Genomic DNA, 22978 nt, shown 5'->3' with positions numbered 1-22978 from the left:
CCATGCGCCAGCTGACGGCACTCGACGCGCAGTTCCTGAGCGTGGAGTCGGCCACCACGGCCGCCCACGTCGCCGGGGTCGCCATCCTCGACCCGTCCACCGCCCCGTCCGGCGCCGTCACCCGGCGCTGCCTCGTCGACCTGCTGCGCGAGCGCGCCCACCTGGCCCCGCCGCTGCGGATGCGGCTGGCCGACGTGCCCTTGGGGCTCGACCGGCCGTACTGGGTGGAGGATCCCGCGTTCGACCCCGACGCCCACGTGTACGAGGACACGCTGCCGGAGCCGGGGGACGACCGGCAGCTGGCCGAGCACGTGGCGCGGCTGCACGCCCGGCGGCTCGACCGGCGGCGGCCGCTGTGGGAGACCCACCTCGTGCACGGGCTGGCCGGCGGCCGGGTCGCGGTCTACACGAAGGTGCACCACTGCGCCATCGACGGGGTGTCCGGCTCGGAGATCCTCGTCTCCATGCTCGACCCCTCCCCCGAGCCGCGGCCGGTCGAGGTGCCGCCGCACGACGCCCCCGAGCCGGCGCCGGGACTGCTCGCCATGCTGGCCGGCGCGATCACCCGGTCCATCGTCCAGCCGGTCGAGACGCTCTGCTCGCTCGCGCGGGCGGCGGCCGACCTCGACGCGATGCCGGTCCTGTCGGCCCTGCCCGACGCCCGCCGCGTGGCCCAGGCGGCCCGCGCCATCGCGGGGGACGCCCGGCCGCTGCCGCAGATGCCGCCGCTCGCCGCGCCGCGCACGCCGTTCAACGGGCCGATCTCCGGCGACCGCGTCATGTCGTTCGGGACGATCCCGCTGGCCGAGGTCAGGGGCGTGGCCCGGGCGTTCGGGATGAGCCCGAACGACGTCGTCATGACACTGTGCTCGTCGGCGCTGCGCCGCTGGCTGGAGGCCCACGACGCGCTGCCCGACCGGCCGCTCGTGGCGGCGGTCCCGGTCGCGCTGCGGGCCGGAGCGGCCGGCGCGATGGGCAACCGCATCTCCGCCATGATCACGCCGATGGCGACCGACGTCGCCTGCCCCCGTGAGCGGCTCGCCGCGGTGCGCGGCGCCATGGCGGCCGCCAAGCGGCGGTACGCCGTCTCCCGCAGGACCTGGCTCGACGACGTGTGCTCGATCGTCCCCGCGCCGGTGGCGGCGCTGGCCACGCCCGCCGTGTTCCGCCTCGCGGGCGTCACGGGCGCCGGGGTCAACCTCATCGTGTCGAACGTACCCGGCCCGCGGCGGCAGCTCTACATGTGCGGGGCGCGCATGGAGGCCTACCACCCCATGTCGGTCGTCACCGACGCCACCGGCGGCGTCAGCATCACGTGCGCGTCGTACGACGAGCGGCTCGACTTCGGGATCGTCGCCTGCCCCACCCGCATGCCCGACGTGTGGAGCCTCATCGGCCACCTGCGGGACGCCATGGACGAACTGCTGGAGCTGGCGCGCGAGGAGGAGCCGGCCGGCGACGTGCCCGGCGCTCCTGAAGCTCCCGGGGCGCCCGGCGGACAGGACGGGACCGGCGAGCGGCTGGAGAAGGTCCCCGCCTGACGACGAAGCCGCCTCGCCCTGTCGTGCCGGGCCGCGCTCCTGCCGCTCGTCGTCCTCGCCTCGTCTCGGGCCGCTCGGCGTCCGGGCACCGCACAGGCGCCCGGCGCCGCCAGGGCACTAGCCGGCACTATCCCAGGGCATGGGCGATCAGCTCCGCGACCGCGTCGGGATCGATGTGGTGGCCCGTCAGGAGGCACAGGCTCTCCTGGTAGAGCAGGACGGCGGCGAACGTCGCGGCCGCGGCCTCCAGCCGGGCGGCGTCGCCGCGGCCGCCCGGCAGCGCGAGCTCCAGCGCGAACCGGGCCCGCCGGATGATCTCGGCGTTGAGCCGGCCGAGCCGTTCGCGCACCGACCTGTGGGTGTCGGCCTCCCGGAACAGGATGCGCCGCATGGCCGGGGAGGCGTGCAGCGGCATCCGGCGGGCCAGCCGCGACAGCGTGCCGGCGGCGTCGCCGGGCAGCGCCTCCACCTCCTCCTCCGTCACCAGGGTCCGCTCGTCGACGAGCGAGATGAGCACGTCGATCTTGCGGGGGAAGTAGTGGAAGACCAGGCCCTTGGGCACCCCGGCCAGCTCGGCGATCCGGGCCGTCGGGGTCGCCTCGTAGCCGCCGCCCGCGAACAGTTCCTCGGCGGCGTCGAGGATGCGGGTACGGGCGTCGCCGTCCGTCTCCCGGTCCCTCTTTCGAGAACGCGACCATGCCTTGGCGGTTTGGAGAGGGCTGTCCACAGGCCAGACGATAACCAGATCGGTGCTCCAGCACCATGACGCGACGGACAGGGCACCCTGTACGCGCGCGAGGGCCCGGCCGCGCGGCCGGGCCCTCGGCGTACCGCATCGGGGATCAGAGGGAGGTGGCCTTCTCCGCTCCCACGCCGGTCAGCGAGCGGACCTCGATCTCGGCGTACTTGGACGCGTTGTACTCCTTGCTGAGAACCGTGCCGAGGTACCCGCACAGGAAGCCGATCGGGATCGAGAAGATGCCCGGGTTCGACAGCGGGAGCAGGTGGAAGTCGACGTCGGGGAACACGGAGGTCTCCGCGCCGGAGACCACCGGCGAGAAGATCACCAGGACCACGGCCGACACGAGGCCGCCGTAGATGGCCGCCACCGCGCCCGCAGTGTTGAACCGCCGCCAGAACAGGCTGTACAGGATCGCCGGCAGGTTGCCCGACGCGGCGACCGCGAAGGCCAGCGAGACGAGGAACGCCACGTTGAGCGACTGGGCGAAGACGCTCAGCGCGATGGCGACCGCCCCGATGACGAACGCCGCGATGCGGGCGACCACCAGCTCCTGGCCCTCGGTGACCTGGCCGCGCTTGAACACGTGGGCGTACAGGTCGTGCGCGAAGCTCGACGACGAGGCCAGCGTCAGGCCGGCGACGACGGCGAGGATCGTGGCGAACGCGACGGCCGCGATGACGGCGAGCAGGATGGTGCCGCCGACGTCGCCGAAGATCTGCCGGCCGATCTCGTCGGCGAGCAGCGGGGCCGCCGTGTTGCCCGACTTGTCGATCTTGCCGTGGCCGACCAGGGCCGCCGCGCCGAAGCCGAGGACGAGCGTGAGCAGGTAGAACACGCCGATGATGCCGATGCCCCACAGGACCGACTTGCGGGCCTCGCGGGCCGTCGGCACCGTGTAGAAGCGGATCAGGATGTGCGGCAGGCCGGCCGTGCCCAGCACCAGGGCCAGGCCCAGGCTGATCAGGTCGATCTTGCCCCAGGTGCCCTGGGCCTCCGTGCCGTACTTGAGGCCGGGGATGAGGAACTTGGCGCCCTTGCCGCTCTGCGTCGCCGCGTCGCCGAGCAGGCCCGACAGGTTGAAGCCGTACTTGCCGAGCACGAGCAGGGTGATCAGGGCCGCGCCGGTCATCAGCATGACGGCCTTGACGATCTGCACCCAGGTGGTGCCCTTCATGCCGCCGAACACCACGTACACGATCATCAGCAGGCCGACGCCGATGATCGTCCAAATCTTGCCGGCCTGGGAGGTGACGCCGAGCAGCAGGCCCACGAGGGCGCCGGCGCCGACCATCTGGGCCAGCAGGTAGAAGATGCTCACGACGATCGTGGAGACGCCGGCCGCCGTGCGCACCGGGCGCGGGGACATCCGGAACGCCAGCACGTCGGCCATCGTGTACTTGCCCGAGTTGCGCATGAGCTCGGCGACCAGCAGCAGCGCCACCAGCCACGCCACGAGGAAGCCAATGGAGTAGAGGAACCCGTCGTACCCGGACAGCGCGATGATGCCCGCGATGCCGAGGAACGACGCGGCCGACATGTAGTCGCCGCCGATCGCGAGGCCGTTCTGCACACCGCTGAACGACCGGCCGCCGGCGTAGAAGTCGGTGGCGCTCCTGGTGTGCCGGCTCGCCCAGAACGTGATGGCGAGCGTGCCGGCGACGAAGAGCAGGAAGAGGATCGTGGACAGGGTCTCGTGGCTCACTGGGCGCGCTCCTCGACGTCGTGGCGGAGCTCGTCGGCGAGGGGGTCGAGCTTGGCGGACGCGTGCCGCGAGTACGCCCAGGCGATGAGGAACGTCGACACGAACTGCAGGATGCCGAACACCAGCGCCACGTTGATGTTTCCGAACAGCTTGGTGCCCATGAAGCCGCGGGCGAAGCCGGACAGCACCACGTAGAGCAGGTACCAGGCCAGGAACGCGACGGTCATCGGGAAGGCCCAGGAACGGTACCGGCGGCGCAGCTCCTGGAACTGTTCCCCGGACTGTATCTGCTCATAGACCGATGAATCGTGCTGGACGGTCACATGGCCTCCTTCGACATGTGATGGGGGATCACCTCAACGTAGGAGGGCGCGCCGCCGCTTACGAGACCTCCGCCGCGCCCCGTCGCCCAGCCGCACCGGTCGCTCGTTCACATGGCCGCGCCGTGCGCCGAATGGTCCGTTGCGCGCGCCGAACGGTAGATCCAGCCGGATCCCCGGCGCGCTGGACGTCACATGAAGCGGGGCCGCCAGTCGCCGCGGTCGACGTTCAGCGTGTCGGGGGTGTGCAGGCGGACCATCGTGCGCGCCACCCCGCGCGGCACCCGGCCCGGCGTCACGAGCGAGACCACGACCATGACCGTGAACGACACCGGCACGGTCCAGGCCGCCGGCTCGGCCAGCAGGGCCTCCGGCCAGCCCGTCCGCGGCCCGCCCACGATCGTGGCGAGGACCGCCGCGCAGGCCAGCCCACCGCCCACGAGCAGCCCGCAGATCGCGCCGGTCGTGGTGAGCCTGCGCCACCAGATGCCGAGCACGAGCAGCGGGCAGAACGACGAGGCCGCCACGGCGAACGCCAGCCCCACCACGGTCGCCACCGGCAGCGACCGCGCCGCGCCCGCGAGCGCCAGCGGCACGAGCGTGGCGAGGACGGTCGCGATCCGGAACGAGCGCACACCGCCGCCGAGGAGGTCCTGGGCGATCACCCCGGCCACCGAGACCGTGAGCCCCGACGACGTCGACAGGAACGCCGCGAACGCCCCCGCCGTGACCAGGGCCGTCAGCAGGTCGCCCACCGCGCCGCCGACCAGGCGCCCGGGCAGCGCGATGACGACCGTGTCGGTCGCCGGCAGCCCGTACACGCGGCCGAGGAACCCGTAGACGGCGGGCATCAGGTAGAACGCGCCGAGCAGCGACAGCACCACCAGCGTCGTGCGCCGGGCCGTCCGGCCGTCCGGGTTCGTGTAGAAGCGCACCAGCACGTGCGGCAGCCCCATCGTGCCGAGGAACGTCGCCAGGATCAGCGAGTACGTCTCGTACACCGGGTGCTCCCTGCCGTGCAGCGGCAGCGCCCACGGATCGCCGGGCGGCAGCGTGCGCGGCCCGTCCGACCACCACACGATCAGCATGAACACCAGCGGCACCGCGAGCGCGGTCAGCTTCAGCCAGTACTGGAACGCCTGCACGAACGTGATCGACCGCATGCCGCCCGACAGCACGTTGGCCGCCACGACGACGGCCACGAGCAGGCTGCCCGCCCACGGCGGCGCGCCGGTGACCGTGCGGAACACCAGCCCCGCGCTCTGGAACTGCGGCATCAGGTAGAGCCACCCGATCAGCACGACGAGCACGCTCGACGTCCGGCGGACCGCCATCGACTCCAGCCGGGCCTCCGCGAAGTCGGGCAGCGTGTACGCCCCCGACCGCCGCAGCGGCGCCGACACCAGCACGAGCAGCACCAGGTAGCCGCCCGTCCAGCCCACCGGCAGCCACAGCATGTCCGCGCCGTACGTCAGGATGAGCCCGGCGACGCCGAGGAACGAGGCGGCCGAGAGGTACTCACCGCCGATCGCCGAGGCGTTCCACAGCGGCGACACCGTGCGGGAGGCCACGTAGAAGTCCGACGTCGTCCGCGACATGCGCAGCCCGAACGCGCCGATCAGCACGGCCGCCAGCATCGACGCGACGATGGCGACGATCCCGCTCATCGGTTCCGGCCGCTCACCGGCGCTCCACCAGGTCGGCGAAGTCCCGTTCGTTGCGCTCGGCCTGCCGCACGTAGAACCAGGCGCCCGCGACGAACGCCGGATAGATGAGCCCGGCCAGCACCAGCCACGGCAGCGGCACGCCGAGCAGCCGCGCGTCGCGCAGGTCGGGGACCAGCAGGAACAGCAGCGGCAGCCCGCCCACCACGCAGGCGAGCACGGTGCACACGAACAGCGCCAGCCGGAACTGGGTGCGGATCAGCGACCGCATGTACACCTCGCCGAGCTCGGTCTGCTCGTCGATCTCCCTGGTCAGCGGGTGCCGGGGCCGGCGGGCGGCGGCCGTGCGGGGGCTCGTCACCACCACCCGGCGCGGCCTGCCCGTCACGTGCCCGTCCCCTCGCCCCTGCGGGCCCGGCGCACCAGGAGGTCGCGCAGCTCGCGCGTGTGGCGGCGGCTCACCGGGATCTCGGTCTCCCCCACCCGTACGACGCACTTGCCCGAGTCGATGTGCAGCTCGTCGATGTGCTTGACCGCCACCAGGTGGCTGCGGTGCACGCGCAGGAAGCCGGCGGTCGCCCACCGCTCCTCCAGCGTGGCGAGCGGGATGCGGACCAGGTGGCTGCCGGTCGCCGTGTGCAGCCGGGCGTAGTCGCCCTGGGCCTCGACGTACCGGACCTCGGTGCTCGCGACGAACCGCGTCACGCCGCCCAGCTCCACCGGGATCGTGTCCGCCTGCGGCGGGGCGCCCGGCTCGGTGCGGCTGCCGCACACGCGGCGGATCGCCTCGGCCAGCCGCTCGGGCCGCACCGGCTTGAGGAGGTAGTCCTCGGCCTTCAGCTCGAAGGCGTCGACGGCGTGGTCCTCGTACGCGGTGACGAAGACGATCTTGGGCGGCCGGGTGAACTGGGTCAGCAGCCTGCCGAGCACCACCCCGTCCAGACCCCGCATACGGATGTCGAGGAAGACCGCGTCGACCGGCCTGCCCTCCGCCATCGACCGGTCGAGCAGCCGTAGCGCGGCGGCCCCGTCGCGGGCCGTCAGCACGTCGGCGATGCGCGGGTCCGCGCGGAGCAGGTAGGCCAGGTCCTCCAGCGCGGGCTGTTCGTCGTCCACCGCCAGGACCCGCAGGCCGCTCACGACCACCCCTCTCACGGAACAATCCCCTAGAGAGTGATGACCCGGACATCCGAAAGTCAACGCCTGCCGCCATCACGACAGGGTCACAGCCGGCCGCCTCCCGTTCAGCTGGCCGACACGCCCGGATGGTACTTGGGCACCCGGACCGTCACCTTCGTGCCCGCGCCCTGGCCGGTCTCGACCACCAGGCCGTACTCGTCGCCGTACACCTGGCGCAGCCGCTCGTCCACGTTGGCCAGGCCGATGCCGCCCGCGCCCGACCGGTCCTCCCCCGCCAGCACCCGGCGCAGCCGGTCGGGGTCCATGCCGATGCCGTCGTCCTCCACCGTGATGCCGCACTCCGCCCCGGCGTCCTCGGCCACGATCGTGATCCGGCCGACCCCCGGCTTGCCCTCCAGGCCGTGCCGCACGGCGTTCTCGACGAGCGGCTGCAGGCACAGGAACGGTACGGCGACCGGCAGCACCTCGGGGGCGATGCGCAGCGTCACCTGCAATTGGTCGCCGAACCGCGCCCGCTCCAGCGTCAGGTAGCGGTCGATCGAGCGCAGCTCCTCGGCCAGCGTCGTGAAGTCGCCGTGCCGCCGGAACGAGTAGCGGGTGAAGTCGGCGAACTCCAGCAGCAGCTCCCGGGCGCGCTCCGGGTCGGTCCGGACGAACGACGCGATCGTGGTCAGGGAGTTGTAGATGAAGTGCGGGGAGATCTGCGCGCGCAGCGCCCGCACCTCGGCCTCCATCAGCATCGTCCGGGACCGGTCGAGCTCGGCCAGCTCCAGCTGCGAGTCGACCCACCGCGCCACCTCCTGCGCGGCCCGCACCAGCCCGGCCGACGCGTGGTCCCCGTACGCCGCGAGCGAGCCGACCACCCGGTCGTCGGTGGTCAGCGGGACGACGACCGCGTGCCGCACCGGGCACTCCGGCCGGTAGCAGTCGAGCGCGAGCACCTGCGTGCGGCCGTCCTTCAGTGTCCCGGCCGCGTGCTCGAACGCGTCCCGGGCGTGGTGCTCCCCCGCGCCGTCGTAGACGAGCAGCTCCTCGCCGTTCGTGATGGCGATCGCCGGCGAGCCCAGCAGCTCCCGGATGTGCCGGGACGCCTTGAGCGCGCCCGCCTTGGTCAGCCCGGCCCGCAGCGGCGGCGCGGCCAGCGACGCCGTGTGCAGGGTCTCGAACGTGGCCCGCTCGGCCGGGCTGCTGCCCAGGTCGCGCCGGCCCCGCAGCACCCGCCACAGCACGACCGCGGGCACGCTCACGAGCGCGGCGACGACGAGCGCGGCGACGAGCGGTTCCACGCCGCCGGAGCCTACTGCGTCCGGCCGCGCCCCGCTTCGCCCGGCCAGGGTCGTGCGCCGGGTGCGCCTCCGGTGCGCAGGGGCGGCCGGGGGTCGTGCGCCGGGTGCGGCTCAGGCGGCCGGGGTCGCCCGCATGAAGGCGGCCACGGCCTCGCCGAGCTCGCGGCCGGCGTCCTCCTGCAGGAAGTGGCCGGCGCCCTTGACGACCGGGTGGTCGAGGCCGGCCGCGCCCGCCATCGACCGCTTCAGGATGGGCGCCATGCCTCCCGTGATCGGGTCGCCGTCCGAGAACGCGACGAGGAACGGCAGGCCGAGCGTGGTCAGCGCGTCCCAGGCCGCGCGGTTGGCGGGGGCGGCCGGATCGTCCGGCGACGTCGGCACCAGGCCCGGCATGGCGCGCGGCCCGGCCTTGTACTCCTCCGACGGGAACGGCGCGTCGTACGCCCGCCGCACCTCCTCCGGCAGCCGCGTGGCGCAGCCGGCCTGGACGAACCGGGCGACGTCGAGCACCGGGGCGTTCTGGACGGCCTCCCGGAAGCGGTGCCAGACCTCCGGCATGGGCACGTCGCCCGTCGGCAGCCCGGTGTTCGCGGCGACGACCCGGGCGAAGCGGTCCGGGTGCTCGGCCACGAGCCGCAGCCCGATCAGGCCGCCCCAGTCCTGCCCCACCAGCGTCACGCCGCGCAGGCCGAGGGCGTCGAAGGCGAGCGACCTCACCCACTCGACATGCCGGGCGTACGTGTGGTCCTCCCGCGCGGCGGGCTTGTCCGAACGGCCGAACCCGACGAGGTCGGGCGCGATCGCCCGGAACCCGGCGTCCGCCAGGACGGCCATGACGCGCCGGTACAGGAACGACCAGCTCGGCTCGCCGTGGAGCAGCAGGACGGGCTGCCCGCCGGCGGGCCCCGCCTCCACGTAGGCCATCCGCAGGCCGTCGGTCACCTCGGCGTACCGCGGCTCGTACGGGAAGTCGGGCAGGCCGGTGAATCGCTCGTCGGGGGTCCGGAGCACGTCCATAGAACGACATTCTGCCCCCGGATCCGGCCGCCGGGCCCCTTTACAAAGTAGATCAGAAGGTGGTGTCGAGCGCGGAGCGCACCCGGGCGGCGTAGTCCTCGATCTCGGCCTCGTCGGCGTACTTCACCCGCGGCCAGAAGAAGCCGCGCAGGCCGTCCTTGCGGTTGCGCGGCACCACGTGGACGTGCAGATGGGGCACGCTCTGGCTGATCCGGTTGTTCAGTGCGACGAACGTGCCGGCCGCCTCTAGGCCCGCCTCGACGGCCCGCGCGACCGCCTGGACGCGCAGGAAGAACGGCCCGGCCGCCTCGGCCGGCAGGTCGGACAGGGTCTCGACGTGCCCGTTCGGCACGACGAGGACGTGCCCCTTGAACACCGGACGGGTGTCGAGGAAGGCCGCCGCCACCTCGTCCGACAGCACCACGTGCCCCGGCTTGTCCCCGGCCGCGATGTCGCAGAACAGGCAGCCGGGCCTCAGCTCACCGATCATGTCACCAGCCGAGGGCGGACTCGCCGCTGATCAGGGACCTCGCGATGATCAGGCGCTGCACGTCGTTGGTGCCCTCGCCGATCGCCATGAGCGGCGCGTCGCGGTAGAGCCGCTCGACCGTGAACTCCTGCGAGTACCCGTACCCGCCGTGGATCCGCATGGCCTCCATCGTGACACGCAGGGCCACCTCGGACGCGAAGTACTTGGCCATCGCGGCCTCGGCCTTCACCGGCCCCGCCTCCGACCTGACCGCCGCCCAGTACGTCATGAGCCGGGCCGCCTGGATCTCCGTGGCCATGTCGGCCAGCTTGAGCTGGATCGCCTGGAAGTCCGCGATCGGCTGCCCGAACGCGTGCCGCTCCCTGGCGTACCCGAGCGCCGCCTCGTACGCCGCCTGGGCCACGCCGACCGCCCGGGCGGCGATGTTCAGGCGGCCGAGCTCCAGCGCCGACAGCACCTGCTGCATCCCCCGCCCCTCGACGCCGCCGAGCAGCCGGGAGACGGGCACGCGGACGTCGGTCAGGACGACCTCGCACGTCTCGGTGCCCTTGTAACCGAGCTTGGGCAGGTCGCGGCTGATCGTCAGGCCCTCGCTCGACCCGTCGACCAGCAGCACCGACATCCCCCGGTGGGCGGGGGTCTCCACGGAGGTCTTCACCAGCACGGGCAGCGGGTCGGCGTGCCGGGCGTTCGTGATCCACGTCTTGGTCCCGTTGACCACGTAGTGGTCGCCGTCCCGCACGGCCCGGGTGGCGATGCCCTGCAGGTCGGTCCCGGCCCCCGGCTCGGTCAGCGCGATGCCGGTGCGCCGGGCGCCGCTCGCCAGGTCGGGCAGGTGCTGGCGGCGCTGCTCCTCCGTGCCGTACCGGGCGATCATCCACGTCGACAGCGAGTGGGAGCCCAGCACCCCGGCCACGCCCATCCAGCCCCGCGCGATCTCCTCGAAGACCAGCGCGAACGACACGCGGTCGAGGTCGAGCCCGCCGTACTCCTCGGGGACCGTGATCCCGAACAGGCCCAGCTCGGCGAACCGGGCCACGATCTCCGCCGGGTAGCGCCCGCTCCGCTCCCACTCCGCGGCGACCGGGACGATCTCCTTCTCGACGAACTCGCGCAGCGTCCGCTGGAACAGCCGCTGGTCCTCGTTCAGCTCGACGTCCATCACGTCCCCATCCGATCCCTGGAGGGGGCCGTCGCCGCCCGCCTCCGAAGCCGGCAGTCCACGGCCCCCATCGTCGCACCTACGACCGCGGCTCCGGGCGGCCGGGCTGGTCGCCCCTCGCCTCCGCGTAGGCCCGCGTGGGCACCATGACCCTGCGGCGGAAGACGCAGACGACCGTGCCGTCCTGCGTGTAGCCCAGGGTCTCGACGTGCACGATCCCCCGGTCGTCCTTCGACCGGGACGGCCGCTTGTCCAGCACGGTCGTCTCGCCGTAGAGGGTGTCGCCGTGGAAGACCGGGGCGAGGTGCCTGAGCGACTCGACCTCCAGGTTGGCGATCGCCCGGCCCGACACGTCCGGGACCGACATCCCGAGCAGCAGGGAGTAGACGTAGGTGCCGACGACCACGTTGCGGCCGTGGTCCGTGGTGGCGGCGTAGTGGGCGTCGAGGTGCAGCGGGTGGTGGTTCATGGTCAGGAGGCAGAACAGATGGTCGTCGTACTCCGTGACCGTCTTCCCCGGCCAGTGTCTGTAGACCGCGCCGACCTCGAACTCCTCGTAGCTGCGCCCGAACCCCATGGCCAACTCCTTCGTCGCCGGTGGAGGGCCACGATAGAAGCGATCACCCGTGCCCGCCACGGCGCTGGGGACGCGGCGGGCGATCAGGTTCCGCGCGCCGGCGCGCCCTTCCCGGCCTCCTCCACGCCACCGCTCCTCCGGCCCGCGTCCTCGTCCCCGGGCGCGGCCTCCTCCAGGCCCGCGTCGGCCGTGTCGTCCTTGGGCGGGTCACGCGGCTCGACGTACGGCTCGGCCGCGGGCTCGCCCTCGGCGATGCGCCGGCCGCGCTGCAGCTCCGCGTCGAGCTCGGCGCCCGCGAGGACGACCATGTTCGACAGCCAGAGCCAGATGAGGAAGACCACCACCGCCGCGAGCGTGCCGTACGTCTTGTTGTACGAGCCGAACCGGGCCACGTAGAGCGCGAACCCGGCCGAGACGATCAGCCAGAGCACGACCGCGAGCAGGCTTCCCGGGCTGAGCCACCGGATGCCTGGCTGGCGGACGTTCGGCGCCGCGTAGTAGAGCAGTGTGATCATGGCGGTCGCGAGGATCACGAGGACGGGCCACTTCGCGATGTTCCACGCGGCGACGGCGACGGGACCGAGACCCAGCAGGTTTCCCGCGATCTCGGCCAGGCGGCCGGTGAGCGTCACGGCCACGGCCGAGGCGGCCATCAGGATCACCAGGAGCAGCGTGAGCCCGACCCGCAGCGGGGTGACCTTCCAGAACGGGCGGCCTTCCCGGATGTCGAAGATCGCGTTGCTCGCCCGGATGAAGGCCCCGATGTAGCCGGAGGCCGCCCACAGGGCGAGCAGCAGGCCGCCGATCGCGAACACCCCCGCCGTGCCCTGGCTGCGCTGGACGTTGGCGAGGCCGGTCTGGATCAGCTGCTGGACCGGGCCCGGCGTCAGCGACCTGATGTTGCCCAGCATCGGGCCGATCGCGTCCTGGCCCAGCAGGCCGAGGATCGACACGAGCACGATCAGCCCCGGAAAGATCGAGAGGACGGCGTAGTAGGTCAGGGAGGCGGCCCAGTCCTGGACGTTGTCGTCGCGGAACTCCTTCGCCGTGCGCTTGGCGACTCCGATCCAGTCCTGCCGCGTGAGCCGCCTCCACGGGCCCGGCACGTCCTCGCGATCCGTCGTCATCAGCCGGCGAACCTCCGCCTGCGCGTCGCCTTGATCGCCTCCATCTTCCGCATCGCCCTCGTCATGGGCGCCCGCATCCCGCGCTCGATCGCACCGCGACGCGTTCCGAACAGCCCGGTGCGGCCCGTCACGCGGGCGATCACGCCGCCGCGCCGCCCGCCCATGAGCCCGGCCCTGCGCATGCCACGCGTGATCATCCCGGCGCGCGTGCCGCCCATGCCGCGTATCTCACGCACCCGGCGCGCGATCATGTCGCCGCGCGTCCTGCCCTTGAACGGGGTGCGGCCCATCCCTCGAAGGAGCGCCCGGCCGCCCGCCGCGCGCGCGTACGGGGTGCGGCGCCCGGCCCTGGCCCGGGTGAACCGGCGCAGCACCAGCAGCCCGGTCACCGCCGCGCCCGCCGCGGCGAGCACCCCCGGGCGGCGCTTCGCGCCCTGGGCTGCCTTGACCGCGGTGTCCCTGACCTGCGCGGGCGTCGCCTCACGGACCCGATCGGCCATCCCGGCCGCCTTCGCCCTGGCCGCCATCGCGGTCTCGTGGACGCGCTCCTGCGCGCGGGCCCTCACGTCGGCCTTGGCGGCCAGCGCCTCGATCGTGTCGCCCAGGTGGTCGCGGGTGCGCTCGATCTCCTCCCGCACCTCGCTGATCTCGTCCCGGTCCTCGGCCTCGTCCTTCGCCAGGTCCCTGGCCTGGGTGCGCGTCGTTCCCCGGTCCTCGTTCGCGGCTCCGCCCGCTCCCGTGTGATCGTTCATGTGCCTCTCGCCTTCCCTATGGGAACTCCCGGTCCACCCGGACCCTGCGGACTCCCCGGCGTCCCGGCCTCTCCGTCTCCGTTCCAGCGCCTCGGCGGTCCGGGTCCCCGGGCTCGCGGGCGTCTCCCCCCGTCCGTTCGCGCGCTCCCCTGCCCGGCTCGCCGGGCCGGCCGGCACGCCTCTCGTCGTGTCGCTTCTCGTGCCGCCCGGCTCGCCGCCCTCGGCGCTCTCGGCGGCTTCGGCGGTCTCGGGGGTCTCGGCGGTCTCCACGGCGCGGCGCTGCGTCACCGCGTTCAGCGACTCGGTGTCGATGACGGGCTCGGTGACGGGCTGCCGGTGCACCCCGACCTCTCCGGCCGTGGGCTGCGCGGCCCCCGGCTCCGCCTCGGTCATCGGTGGGCACTCCCCTTCACGGCGTCGATGTCGGCCCTGATGCTGCGCATCGCCTCGTCGGGCATGGGCGGCGTCGCCTGGGTCACCTGCTGCTTGCCCACCAGGCCGACCACCCCGGCCAGGACGAGCAGCGCTCCCCCGACGATCGCGGCGCTCGCCCAGCCGGGCAGCACCCGCGCGAGCGCCATGATCACCGCCGCCACGAGGGCGCCGCCTCCGAACAGCGCCAGGACTCCCGCTCCGCCGAGCAGGCCGGCGCCGACGCCGGCACGCTTGCCCTTCTCCGTCATCTCCAGCCGCGCCAGGCGCAGCTCGTCGCGGACGAGGCGGGAGACGTCCTCGGACAGCCGCCGGACGAGTTCGCCGGTGGACAGCGTCTCCATTTGGTTGGTCATGGCCTGCCTCCCTTCCGGGTTGGGAAGCGCCTACCCGCAGCCGGGAGCCCTAACCACGCGCGCGAGGCGGGTAACAGGTGGATGACGACAGCTGAAAGTTTCAACCACCAGGGTGCGGGGGCAGGGCCGATCCATGGCAAACACCCTGCAAGGAGCCATAGCTCACGGTCACGCAGGGTCACGAGGTGAGGCTTACGCAACGGGCGATTGACATCCCCGGGGCCCAATCCACAATCCTGTGGTGGGAGCGCTCCCATCATATCGGTCTCGATCCACCATCGCCCGCATCGGCGGCGAAAGCCGTTACCTGGCATTTCTGTGCCCGATGCATCCATCCCCAACGCAGTTTGGAGACCCCCCACAAATGCGCACGAGAGCTCTAAGTACGGGAGCGCTCCCACGATCGCGGAAACGCATCGCCTGGGTAGCGGCGGCCACCGTGTCCGGGGGCCTGCTCACCGGGCTGGCGCAGACGCCGGCGTCCGCCGCCGTGGCGTGCAACGTCACGTACACAACCAACGACTGGACCTCGGGTCAGGGTCAGGGCGGCTTCACGGCCAACGTCACCGTCAAGAACCTGGGCGACGCGCTCAACGGCTGGACGCTGCGGTTCGCCTTCCCCACCTCAGGCCAGCGGCTGACGCAGGGCTGGTCGGCGACGTGGAGCCAGAGCGGCACGGCCGTCACGGCGCAGAGCATGTCGTGGAACGGCAACCTCGGGAACGGCGCGTCCACGGACATCGGGTTCCAGGGCACGTGGAGCGGGAGCAACCCCAAGCCCACCTCGTTCAGCGTGAACGGCGTGACCTGTGGCGGCACCCCGACGCCGACCCCCACCCCCACGCCGACTCCCACGCCGACCCCCACTCCCACACCGACTCCGACACCGACGCCGACTCCGACGCCCACCCCGACGCCGACGCCGACTCCCACGCCGACCCCCACGCCGAGCCCGACGCCTTCCACGGACAACCAGTACGTGAAGGACTTCCTGGCGCTCTACAACAAGATCCACGACCCGGCGAACGGGTACTTCTCGCCGCAGGGCGTCCCGTACCACTCGGTCGAGACGCTGATGGTGGAGGCCCCCGACCAGGGCCACGAGACGACCTCCGAGGCCTTCAGCTACTACCTGTGGCTCGAGGCGATGTACGGCAAGGTCACCGGCGACTGGTCGAAGTTCAACACGGCCTGGTCGACGATGGAGAAGTACATCATCCCGTCGCACAACGACCAGCCCACGAACGACAAGTACGACGCCAGCAAGCCGGCGACGTACGCGGGTGAGTGGAACGACATCAGCCAGTACCCGTCCAGGCTCGACAGCAGCGTCAGCGTCGGCAGCGACCCGATCGCGGGCGAGCTGAAGAGCGCCTACGGCACCTCCGACATCTACGGCATGCACTGGCTGCTGGACGTCGACAACACCTACGGCTTCGGCCGCTGCGGCGACGGCACCACCAAGCCGGCGTACATCAACACCTACCAGCGCGGGCCCGAGGAGTCGGTCTTCGAGACGATTCCGCAGCCCTCCTGCGACACCTTCAAGTTCGGCGGCCCGAACGGGTACCTCGACCTGTTCACGGGTGACAGCCAGTACGCGAAGCAGTGGAAGTACACCGACGCGCCGGACGCCGACGCCCGCGCCGTCCAGGCCGCCTACTGGGCGCTGACCTGGGCGACCGAGCAGGGCAAGCAGTCGCAGGTCTCCAGCGCGGTCGCGAACGCGGCGAAGATGGGCGACTACCTGCGGTACTCGTTCTTCGACAAGTACTTCAAGCAGTCGGGCTGCACCAGCACCTCCTGCCCGGCGGGCACCGGCAAGAACGCGTCGAACTACCTGCTGTCCTGGTACTACGCCTGGGGCGGCGCGTACGACACGTCGGCCGGCTGGGCCTGGCGCATCGGCTCGAGCCACAACCACTCGGGCTACCAGAACCCGCTCGCGGCCTGGGCGCTGTCGAACGTCAGCGCGCTGAAGCCCAAGGGTTCGACCGCGGTGTCCGACTGGTCGACGAGCCTCACCCGCCAGCTGCAGTTCTACAAGTGGCTGCAGTCGGCTGAGGGCGCCATCGCCGGCGGCGCGACCAACAGCTGGGAGGGCCACTACGCCACCCCGCCGTCGACCCTGCCCAAGTTCTTCGGCATGGCCTACGACTGGGAGCCGGTCTACCACGACCCGCCGTCCAACCAGTGGTTCGGCTTCCAGGCATGGACGATGGAGCGCGTGGCGGAGCTGTACTACGCCACGGGCAACACCGACGCCAAGTCGATCCTCGACAAGTGGGTGAGCTGGGCGCTGTCCGGCACCACCGTCAACTCCGACGGCACCTTCCAGATCCCCTCCACGCTGCACTGGACCGGCCAGCCGGACGCCAGCTTCAGCGGGACGGGGATGCCCTCGGCCAACACCGGGCTGCACGTGACCATCGCCGACTACACCAACGACGTCGGCGTGGCCGGGGCGTACGCCAAGGCTCTGATGTTCTACGCCGCCAAGTCGGGCAACGCCCAGGCCAAGAGCACGGCCAAGGCGCTTCTCGACGGCATCTGGAAGAACAACCAGGACACCAAGGGCGTGTCCGTACCGGAGACCAAGACGGACTACAACCGTCTCGACGACCCGATCTACGTCCCGTCCGGCTGGAGCGGCAAGATGCCGAACGGCGACCCGATCAACAGCAGCTCGACCTTCATCTCCATCCGGTCCTGGTACAAGAACGACCCGGACTGGCCGAAGGTCCAGTCGTACCTGAACGGCGGTTCCGCGCCGGTCTTCCGTTACCACCGCTTCTGGGCGCAGACGGACGTCGCCACCGCCCTCGGGCAGTTCGGCCTGCTCTTCCCGAACGGCTGAGCGGACCCGATGAGCCGGGGTGCGGTGTCGCCTGACCCTTCACCGCACCCCAAGTAAGCCGGGGCGCGGCGGCGCCTGACCCGCCGCCGCGCCCCCGACCCCCCACCATGCGAGGCATATTCATGCGGCGTACGTTCCTGGCTCTGGCGACGCTCCTGCTGACCGCCGCGGTGGCCCCCACCGCGGCGTCGGCCGCGCCGTCGTTCAACTACGGCGAGGCGCTCCAGAAGTCGTTGTTCTTCTACGAGGCCCAGCAGTCCGGCAAGCTGCCGTCCACCAACCGGGTGAGCTGGCGCGGCGACTCCGGGCTGAACGACGGAAAGGACGTCGGGCTCGACTTGACCGGCGGCTGGTACGACGCGGGCGACCACGTCAAGTTCGGGCTGCCGATGGCGTTCAGCACGACGATGCTCGCCTGGGGCGCGGTCGAGTACCGCGACGCCTACACGGGCTCCGGGCAGATCGGCTACCTGCTCAACAACCTGCGCTGGGTCAACGACTACTTCATCAAGGCGCACCCGTCGCCCAACGTCCTGTACGGGCAGGTCGGCAGCGGCAACCCCGACCACGCCTGGTGGGGCCCGGCGGAGGTCATGCCGATGACCCGGCCCGCCTACAAGATCGACTCCTCGTGCGGGGGCTCCGACCTGGCCGGCGAGACCGCGGCCGCGATGGCCGCCTCGTCCATCGTCTTCCGCCCCACCGACCCGTCGTACGCCGACACCCTGCTGACGCACGCGAAGCAGCTGTACACGTTCGCCGACACGGTCCGCGGCAAGTACAGCGACTGCATCACGGACGCGGCCAACTTCTACAAGTCCTGGAGCGGCTACAACGACGAGCTCGTCTGGGGGGCCATCTGGCTCTACCGCGCCACCCAGGACTCCTCCTACCTCAACAAGGCCGAGTCCTACTACGCGAACCTGAGCAACGAGCCGCAGAGCACCACCAAGTCGTACAAGTGGACGATCGCCTGGGACGACAAGTCGTACGGCGACTACGTGCTGCTCGCCAAGCTCACCGGCAAGCAGCAGTACGTCGACGACGCCAACCGATGGCTCGACTGGTGGACGGTCGGCGTGAACGGGCAGAAGGTGAACTACTCGCCCGGCGGGGAGGCCGTGCTCGACTCGTGGGGCTCGCTCCGCTACGCCGCCAACACCTCGTTCGCCGCCCTCGTCTACAGCGACTGGCTGACCGACGCCACCCGGAAGGCGCGCTACCACGACTTCGCCGTCCGGCAGATCGGCTACGCGCTCGGGGACAACCCGCGGAACTCGTCGTACATGATCGGGTTCGGCGCCAACCCGCCGAAGAACCCGCACCACCGGACCGCCCACGGCTCCTGGTCGAACAACATCAACGAGCCCGCCCAGAGCCGGCACATCCTGTACGGCGCGCTCGTCGGCGGGCCCAAGTCGCCGGACGACGCCTACGCCGACAGCCGGAACGACTACGTGATGAACGAGGTCGCCACCGACTACAACGCCGGCTTCACCAGCGCCCTCGCCCGGCTCTACAAGGAGTACGGCGGCACTCCTCTCGCGGGCTTCCCCGCCAAGGAGACCCCGGACGGGCCGGAGATCTACGTCCAGGCGTCGGTGAACGCCACCGGCTCGACCTTCACCGAGATCAAGACACTCGTCGTCAACCACTCGGCGTGGCCGGCCCGCGCGCTGTCGGACGGCTCGTTCCGCTACTACTTCACGCTCGACGGCGACACCACGCCCGGCCAGATCACGCTGACCTCCGCGTACAACCAGTGCAAGCCGCCGACCGGGCCCACCCAGCTGTCGGGCAAGGTGTACTACGTCACGATCGACTGCTCCGGGCAGGTCATCGCCCCCCAGGGACAGTCGGAGTCGCGGCGGGAGATCCAGTTCCGGATCGCGAGCTCGGGAACCTGGGACCCGTCGAACGACTGGTCGTACACCGGGGTGGCGACGACGCCGGGCGCGACGCCGGTGACCGTGCAGGACATCCCGCTGTACTCCGGGTCGACGAAGATCTGGGGCGACGCTCCGGGCTCGGGACCCTCCCCGTCGCCCAGTCCCTCGCCGTCTCCGTCGCCCAGCCCCTCGCCGTCCCCCAGCCCGTCACCGTCGCCCTCGCCCTCCCCGTCGCCCAGTCCTTCGCCGTCCCCCAGTCCGTCGCCGTCCCCCAGTCCGTCGCCGTCACCGTCACCGTCTCCTTCGCCGACGGGTAAGGCGTGCACGGCCACGTACACGGTCTCCAACCAGTGGCAGGGCGGCTTCCAGGCCGACGTGACGGTACGCAACAGCGGCGGATCGGCGATCTCCGGCTGGACGGTCACCTGGGCGTTCCCGAACGGCCAGACGATAAGCCAGCTCTGGAACGGCGCGCAGACCCAGTCCGGGGCCAACGTGACCGTCAAGAACCTGTCCTACAACGGCGCGCTGGCGCCCGGCGCCTCCACGAACTTCGGCTTCAACGGCGCCTGGAACGGCACCAACGCCGTTCCGTCGCCCGTCGCCTGCACCCCCGCGTAGCCCCAACCGGGGCTCACCCCCAGTCGCCCGCCTTCCCCGGACGGACCCCTCTCTCCGGGGAAGGCCGGGCTTCCACGTCGCCCGGCCTGGACGGTCTCGGATCTGATGGAGGGAACATGACGCGCACATCGACGGCCGCCGTACTGCTGGCGGGAGTCCTGGGAGCCCTCGGCGTCCCGGCCGTCCCGGCCACGGCCGACTCGATCGGCTGCGCCGCCGACTACCAGATCACGTCCGTCTGGTCCGGCTGGTCCGGCGCCGGCGACGCGAACGCGCTGGGCCAGGTGACGGTGCGCAACACCGGCTCGTCGCCCCTGACGGGCTGGCGGGTCACCTGGCGGTACACCGACGGCACCACGATCACGCAGGTCTGGGGTGCGGTGCCCCTCCCGGTCGTCGGGCCCGTGGGCAGCGCGGCGTTCGGGAACGAGACCTACAACGGGAACCTTCCGATCGGCGGGTCCACGGTCTTCGGCTTCGCCGCCCGCAGGCCGGCGAACGCCGTCGACCCCCGGCCGGTCACCTGCACGCCCGCCTGACCCCCGTTCAGGCGTGAGCTCCGGCCGGGAGCGGGGACCGGCCGGGGCGGTACCGCGACTCAGTCACCACGACTCCGGGGGCAGGCTGATGTCGCCCACCCGATCGTAGATCACCCGCTCGTCCTCCAGGCGCACGACGACGACCCGGCGCGCCAGGCCGGCCCGCTCCAGCGCCTTCGCCGACTCCACCGCGTTCTTGGCGAAGTGGTACCGGTCACGGCTGACGGTGAACGGACTCTCCCGCTCGCAGCGCACCTCGTAGCGGTCCGCGGGCCATGGATGCGGAAGTCCGTCCTGGCTGCGTCGCTCGGATACCGTCGCGGTCATTGCCCACCCCTCTTGCCGCGGAAGGACTCTCCGCTCCCAGAAAGACCCCCCTGCCCCACATTCACCACACTAATCCTGCAACACGACACTTTTTCCGTCGTATTCACCCCTACTTCTGCCGAGGTACGGCCTCCCGCGGTACCGCCGCAGGTGGCGGCGCCGGTCGTCACCTCCGCGGGAAGACCACCCGGAAGACCGTGCGGCCGGGACGGCTCTCGACGCCCACCGTGCCGCCGTGGGCGGCCGCCACGGCTTTGACGATGGCGAGCCCGAGGCCGCTGCCGCCCGAGGCGCGCGAGCGGGCCTTGTCCGCCCGCACGAAGCGTTCGAAGATCTCGTCCTGGATCTCCCCGGGGATCCCCGGGCCGTCGTCCGCGACCGTGAGTTCCACGGTGTCGGAGCTCGGCGCGGCGACGCCGACGGTGACCGTGGTTCCCGGCGGGGTGTGCGCGCTCGCGTTGCCCAGCAGATTCGCGACGACCTGGTAGAGCCGGTCGGCGTCGCCGGTCATCGTCACCGGCTCCTCCGGGAGCTCCAGCCGCCACCGGTGGTCCGGCGCCGAGACGCGGGCGTCGCCGGTCGCGTCGATGGCGACGCGGGTGAGGTCGACCTCGTCCCTGGCCAGGGGACGCCCCGCGTCGAGCCGGGTCAGCAGCAGCAGGTCGTCGACGAGCTTGCCCATCCGGGCGGACTCGGCGTCGATCCGCTCCAGGGCGTGCCGGACGCTCTCGGGCACGGCGCCGGCGCTCTCCACGCTCGCGGCCGGCCCGGGGGACTCTTTCGGGGACGGTCCGGGCGACATGGCGGGCGCGCGCGTGTGCGGGGACCTGCTCGCGAGGTCGCCCGCCTCGCGCCGGGCGAGCTGCACGTGGGCGCGCACGGTGGCGAGCGGCGTGCGCAGCTCGTGACTGGCGTCGGCGGCGAAGGTCCGCATCCGCTGCTCGCTCGCGTGACGGCGCGCCAGCGCGTCGCCCACGTGGCCCAGCATGCGGTTGAACGCCTCCCCCACCTGGCCGATCTCGGTGCGCGGATCCTCGTCCGGCACGCGGCCGGGCAGCGCCACCTCTCCGTCCGCGAGCGGCAGCCGGGCCACCTCCCGGGCCGTGGCGGCCACCCGTTGCAGCGGGCGCAGCGACAACCGTACCCACAGCGCCGCGGCGACGCCGGTCACGAGCATGACGGCGGCGAACACGGCCACCTCGGCGAACTGCAGGCGGTGCACGGTGGACTCGATCCCCTCCAGCGGCAGCCCGGTGATGAGGACGTCGCCGTCGTCCCCGCCGACGGCCGTCACCCGGTAGTGGTGCAGGGACGACAGCCGCAGCGTCCGGGGGCGCCCGTCCGTGGGCAGGGCCGCGAGGGCCGAGCGGTCGGCCGCCGACAGGACCGGGTCCGGGACCGCCGGGGACACCACGGCGGCGTCGGTCACGCCGCCGTTCACGAGGCGGACGCCCAGGGTGCCAGGCGACTGTCCGCGGGTGTCGCCGTCCTCGCCGTACTCGTCCCTGTGCTCCAGGCTGGCGGCGAACCGGCCGCCTATCGTCGACAGCTGCTGGTCGATGCGGTCCACCATGAACCGTTCGAGCATGATCGAGGTGGCCGCGCCGACCCCGGCGCAGGCGAGCGCGAGCAGCACCAGCATGCCGGCGACCAGCCGGGCGCGGAGCGTGCGCGGCCTCACGGCTTCAGGACGTATCCGACGCCCCGCACGGTGTGGATGAGCGGCGGCCGTCCCGCGTCGATCTTCTTGCGGAGATAGCTGATGTACAGCTCGACCACGTGGGCCTGCCCGCCGAAGTCGTAGGACCACACCCGGTCGAGGATCTGCGCCTTGCTCAGCACCCGCCGCGGGTTGCGCATGAGGAAGCGCAGCAGCTCGAACTCGGTCGGCGTGAGCTCCACCAGCTCACCCCCGCGGGTCACCTCCCGGGCGTCCTCGTCCATCACGAGGTCGCCGGCCACCACGCGGTTGCCCTCCGCCGTACGGGCCATGCCGGCCCGGCGGAGCAGCCCGCGCAGCCGCGCGAGGACCTCCTCCAGGCTGAACGGCTTGGTCACGTAGTCGTCGCCGCCCGCGGTGATCCCCGCTATCCGGTCCTCCACGGAGTCGCGGGCGGTGAGGAAGAGCACGCACACGTGCGGCTCCTCGGCCCGGAGGCGGCGCAGGACCTCCAGCCCGTCCATGTCGGGCAGCATGATGTCGAGCAGCACCGCGTCGGGCCGGAACCGGCGCGCCTCGCTCACCGCAGCGGCGCCGTCCGCGGCGGTGCGCACCTCCCACCCCTCGTACCGGAGCACCGCCCCGAGCACCTCGAGCAGGTCGGGCTCGTCGTCCACCACGAGGACCCGGACGGGCGTCCCGTCGGGTCGCAGCAGGTCGGGAAGATCGTTCGACGTCGTGCGCATGATGGTTCCAGCGTCCTCCCCCGGCCGCCGC

At 72.1% G+C, this 22978-nt stretch carries 21 protein-coding genes; 4 read left to right on the top strand and 17 right to left on the bottom strand.

Annotated elements, in window-relative coordinates:
- Positions 1-2 precede the first annotated feature (2 nt).
- A complete protein-coding gene (locus tag Mco01_RS07205) occupies positions 3-1541 on the top strand; it encodes a wax ester/triacylglycerol synthase family O-acyltransferase (RefSeq protein ID WP_204056044.1) in 1539 nt (512 codons plus the stop codon).
- A gap of 127 nt (positions 1542-1668) precedes the next feature.
- Here the strand turns inward: Mco01_RS07205 and Mco01_RS07200 are convergent, their stop codons facing one another.
- From Mco01_RS07200 to Mco01_RS07135, 14 genes are all read right to left on the bottom strand, one after another.
- Positions 1669-2268 carry a TetR/AcrR family transcriptional regulator gene (locus tag Mco01_RS07200; RefSeq protein ID WP_204056043.1) on the bottom strand — a complete coding sequence of 200 codons (600 nt, stop codon included), beginning with the start codon at positions 2266-2268 and terminating at the stop codon, positions 1669-1671.
- A 115-nt stretch (positions 2269-2383) separates the two neighbouring features.
- On the bottom strand, positions 2384-3985 hold the full coding sequence (locus Mco01_RS07195; RefSeq protein ID WP_204056042.1) for a monocarboxylic acid transporter: 1602 nt from the start codon (positions 3983-3985) through the stop codon (positions 2384-2386).
- Positions 3982-4308, bottom strand: coding sequence for a DUF485 domain-containing protein (locus Mco01_RS07190; protein WP_204056041.1), 327 nt, complete (start codon positions 4306-4308; stop codon positions 3982-3984). The genes Mco01_RS07195 and Mco01_RS07190 overlap by 4 nt, the downstream gene beginning before the upstream one ends.
- 188 nt (positions 4309-4496) lie before the next feature.
- Positions 4497-5972: a sodium/solute symporter gene (locus tag Mco01_RS07185; protein ID WP_204056040.1), complete on the bottom strand. Its 1476-nt coding sequence runs from the start codon at positions 5970-5972 to the stop codon at positions 4497-4499.
- Positions 5973-5985: 13 nt separating this feature from the next.
- Positions 5986-6357, bottom strand: coding sequence for a membrane protein (locus tag Mco01_RS07180; RefSeq protein WP_036329984.1), 372 nt, complete (start codon positions 6355-6357; stop codon positions 5986-5988).
- Positions 6354-7109 carry a LytR/AlgR family response regulator transcription factor gene (locus tag Mco01_RS07175; protein ID WP_204056150.1) on the bottom strand — a complete coding sequence of 252 codons (756 nt, stop codon included), beginning with the start codon at positions 7107-7109 and terminating at the stop codon, positions 6354-6356. The genes Mco01_RS07180 and Mco01_RS07175 overlap by 4 nt, the downstream gene beginning before the upstream one ends.
- 104 nt (positions 7110-7213) lie before the next feature.
- Positions 7214-8395, bottom strand: coding sequence for a sensor histidine kinase (locus Mco01_RS07170; protein WP_036329986.1), 1182 nt, complete (start codon positions 8393-8395; stop codon positions 7214-7216).
- 111 nt (positions 8396-8506) lie between these two features.
- Positions 8507-9412, bottom strand: a complete 906-nt coding sequence (locus Mco01_RS07165) for a haloalkane dehalogenase (protein WP_204056039.1) — start codon at positions 9410-9412, stop codon at positions 8507-8509.
- A gap of 52 nt (positions 9413-9464) precedes the next feature.
- Positions 9465-9902 carry an HIT family protein gene (locus tag Mco01_RS07160; RefSeq protein WP_204056038.1) on the bottom strand — a complete coding sequence of 146 codons (438 nt, stop codon included), beginning with the start codon at positions 9900-9902 and terminating at the stop codon, positions 9465-9467.
- A gap of 1 nt (position 9903) precedes the next feature.
- Entirely contained in the window at positions 9904-11064 is a 1161-nt protein-coding gene (locus Mco01_RS07155) for an acyl-CoA dehydrogenase family protein (protein WP_204056037.1), read from the bottom strand.
- Positions 11065-11143: 79 nt separating this feature from the next.
- On the bottom strand, positions 11144-11641 hold the full coding sequence (locus Mco01_RS07150) for a MaoC family dehydratase (RefSeq protein ID WP_204056036.1): 498 nt from the start codon (positions 11639-11641) through the stop codon (positions 11144-11146).
- An 83-nt stretch (positions 11642-11724) separates the two neighbouring features.
- Entirely contained in the window at positions 11725-12768 is a 1044-nt protein-coding gene (locus Mco01_RS07145) for a YihY/virulence factor BrkB family protein (RefSeq protein WP_204056035.1), read from the bottom strand.
- On the bottom strand, positions 12768-13913 hold the full coding sequence (locus Mco01_RS07140) for a DUF3618 domain-containing protein (protein WP_204056034.1): 1146 nt from the start codon (positions 13911-13913) through the stop codon (positions 12768-12770). The genes Mco01_RS07145 and Mco01_RS07140 overlap by 1 nt, the downstream gene beginning before the upstream one ends.
- Entirely contained in the window at positions 13910-14308 is a 399-nt protein-coding gene (locus tag Mco01_RS07135) for a phage holin family protein (protein ID WP_036329990.1), read from the bottom strand. Before Mco01_RS07135 ends, Mco01_RS07140 begins: the two co-directional genes overlap by 4 nt.
- Positions 14309-14672: 364 nt before the next feature.
- On the opposite strand from Mco01_RS07135, the gene Mco01_RS07130 reads away from it, so the two are divergent.
- From Mco01_RS07130 to Mco01_RS07120, 3 genes are all read left to right on the top strand, one after another.
- Positions 14673-17165 carry a glycoside hydrolase family 48 protein gene (locus Mco01_RS07130; protein WP_204056033.1) on the top strand — a complete coding sequence of 831 codons (2493 nt, stop codon included), beginning with the start codon at positions 14673-14675 and terminating at the stop codon, positions 17163-17165.
- Positions 17166-17287: 122 nt separating this feature from the next.
- Positions 17288-19675 (top strand): glycoside hydrolase family 9 protein, encoded by a 2388-nt coding sequence (locus Mco01_RS07125; protein WP_307825559.1) that lies wholly within the window; start codon positions 17288-17290, stop codon positions 19673-19675.
- 116 nt (positions 19676-19791) lie between these two features.
- Positions 19792-20214 carry a cellulose binding domain-containing protein gene (locus tag Mco01_RS07120; RefSeq protein WP_204056031.1) on the top strand — a complete coding sequence of 141 codons (423 nt, stop codon included), beginning with the start codon at positions 19792-19794 and terminating at the stop codon, positions 20212-20214.
- A gap of 63 nt (positions 20215-20277) precedes the next feature.
- On the opposite strand, the gene Mco01_RS07115 is transcribed toward Mco01_RS07120, so the two are convergent.
- The 3 genes from Mco01_RS07115 to Mco01_RS07105 all read right to left on the bottom strand — a co-directional run bounded on the left by Mco01_RS07115 (position 20278) and on the right by Mco01_RS07105 (position 22947).
- On the bottom strand, positions 20278-20541 hold the full coding sequence (locus Mco01_RS07115) for a hypothetical protein (protein WP_036329998.1): 264 nt from the start codon (positions 20539-20541) through the stop codon (positions 20278-20280).
- 166 nt (positions 20542-20707) lie between these two features.
- A complete protein-coding gene (locus Mco01_RS07110; RefSeq protein ID WP_239103398.1) occupies positions 20708-22222 on the bottom strand; it encodes a sensor histidine kinase in 1515 nt (504 codons plus the stop codon).
- Entirely contained in the window at positions 22219-22947 is a 729-nt protein-coding gene (locus tag Mco01_RS07105; RefSeq protein ID WP_275410471.1) for a response regulator transcription factor, read from the bottom strand. Before Mco01_RS07105 ends, Mco01_RS07110 begins: the two co-directional genes overlap by 4 nt.
- Between the last annotated feature and the right edge of the window lie 31 nt (positions 22948-22978).

Source organism: Microbispora corallina, assembly GCF_016863035.1.
Classification (GTDB): Bacteria; Actinomycetota; Actinomycetes; order Streptosporangiales; family Streptosporangiaceae; genus Microbispora; species Microbispora corallina.
This window is presented reverse-complemented; position numbering and strand designations above follow the sequence as displayed.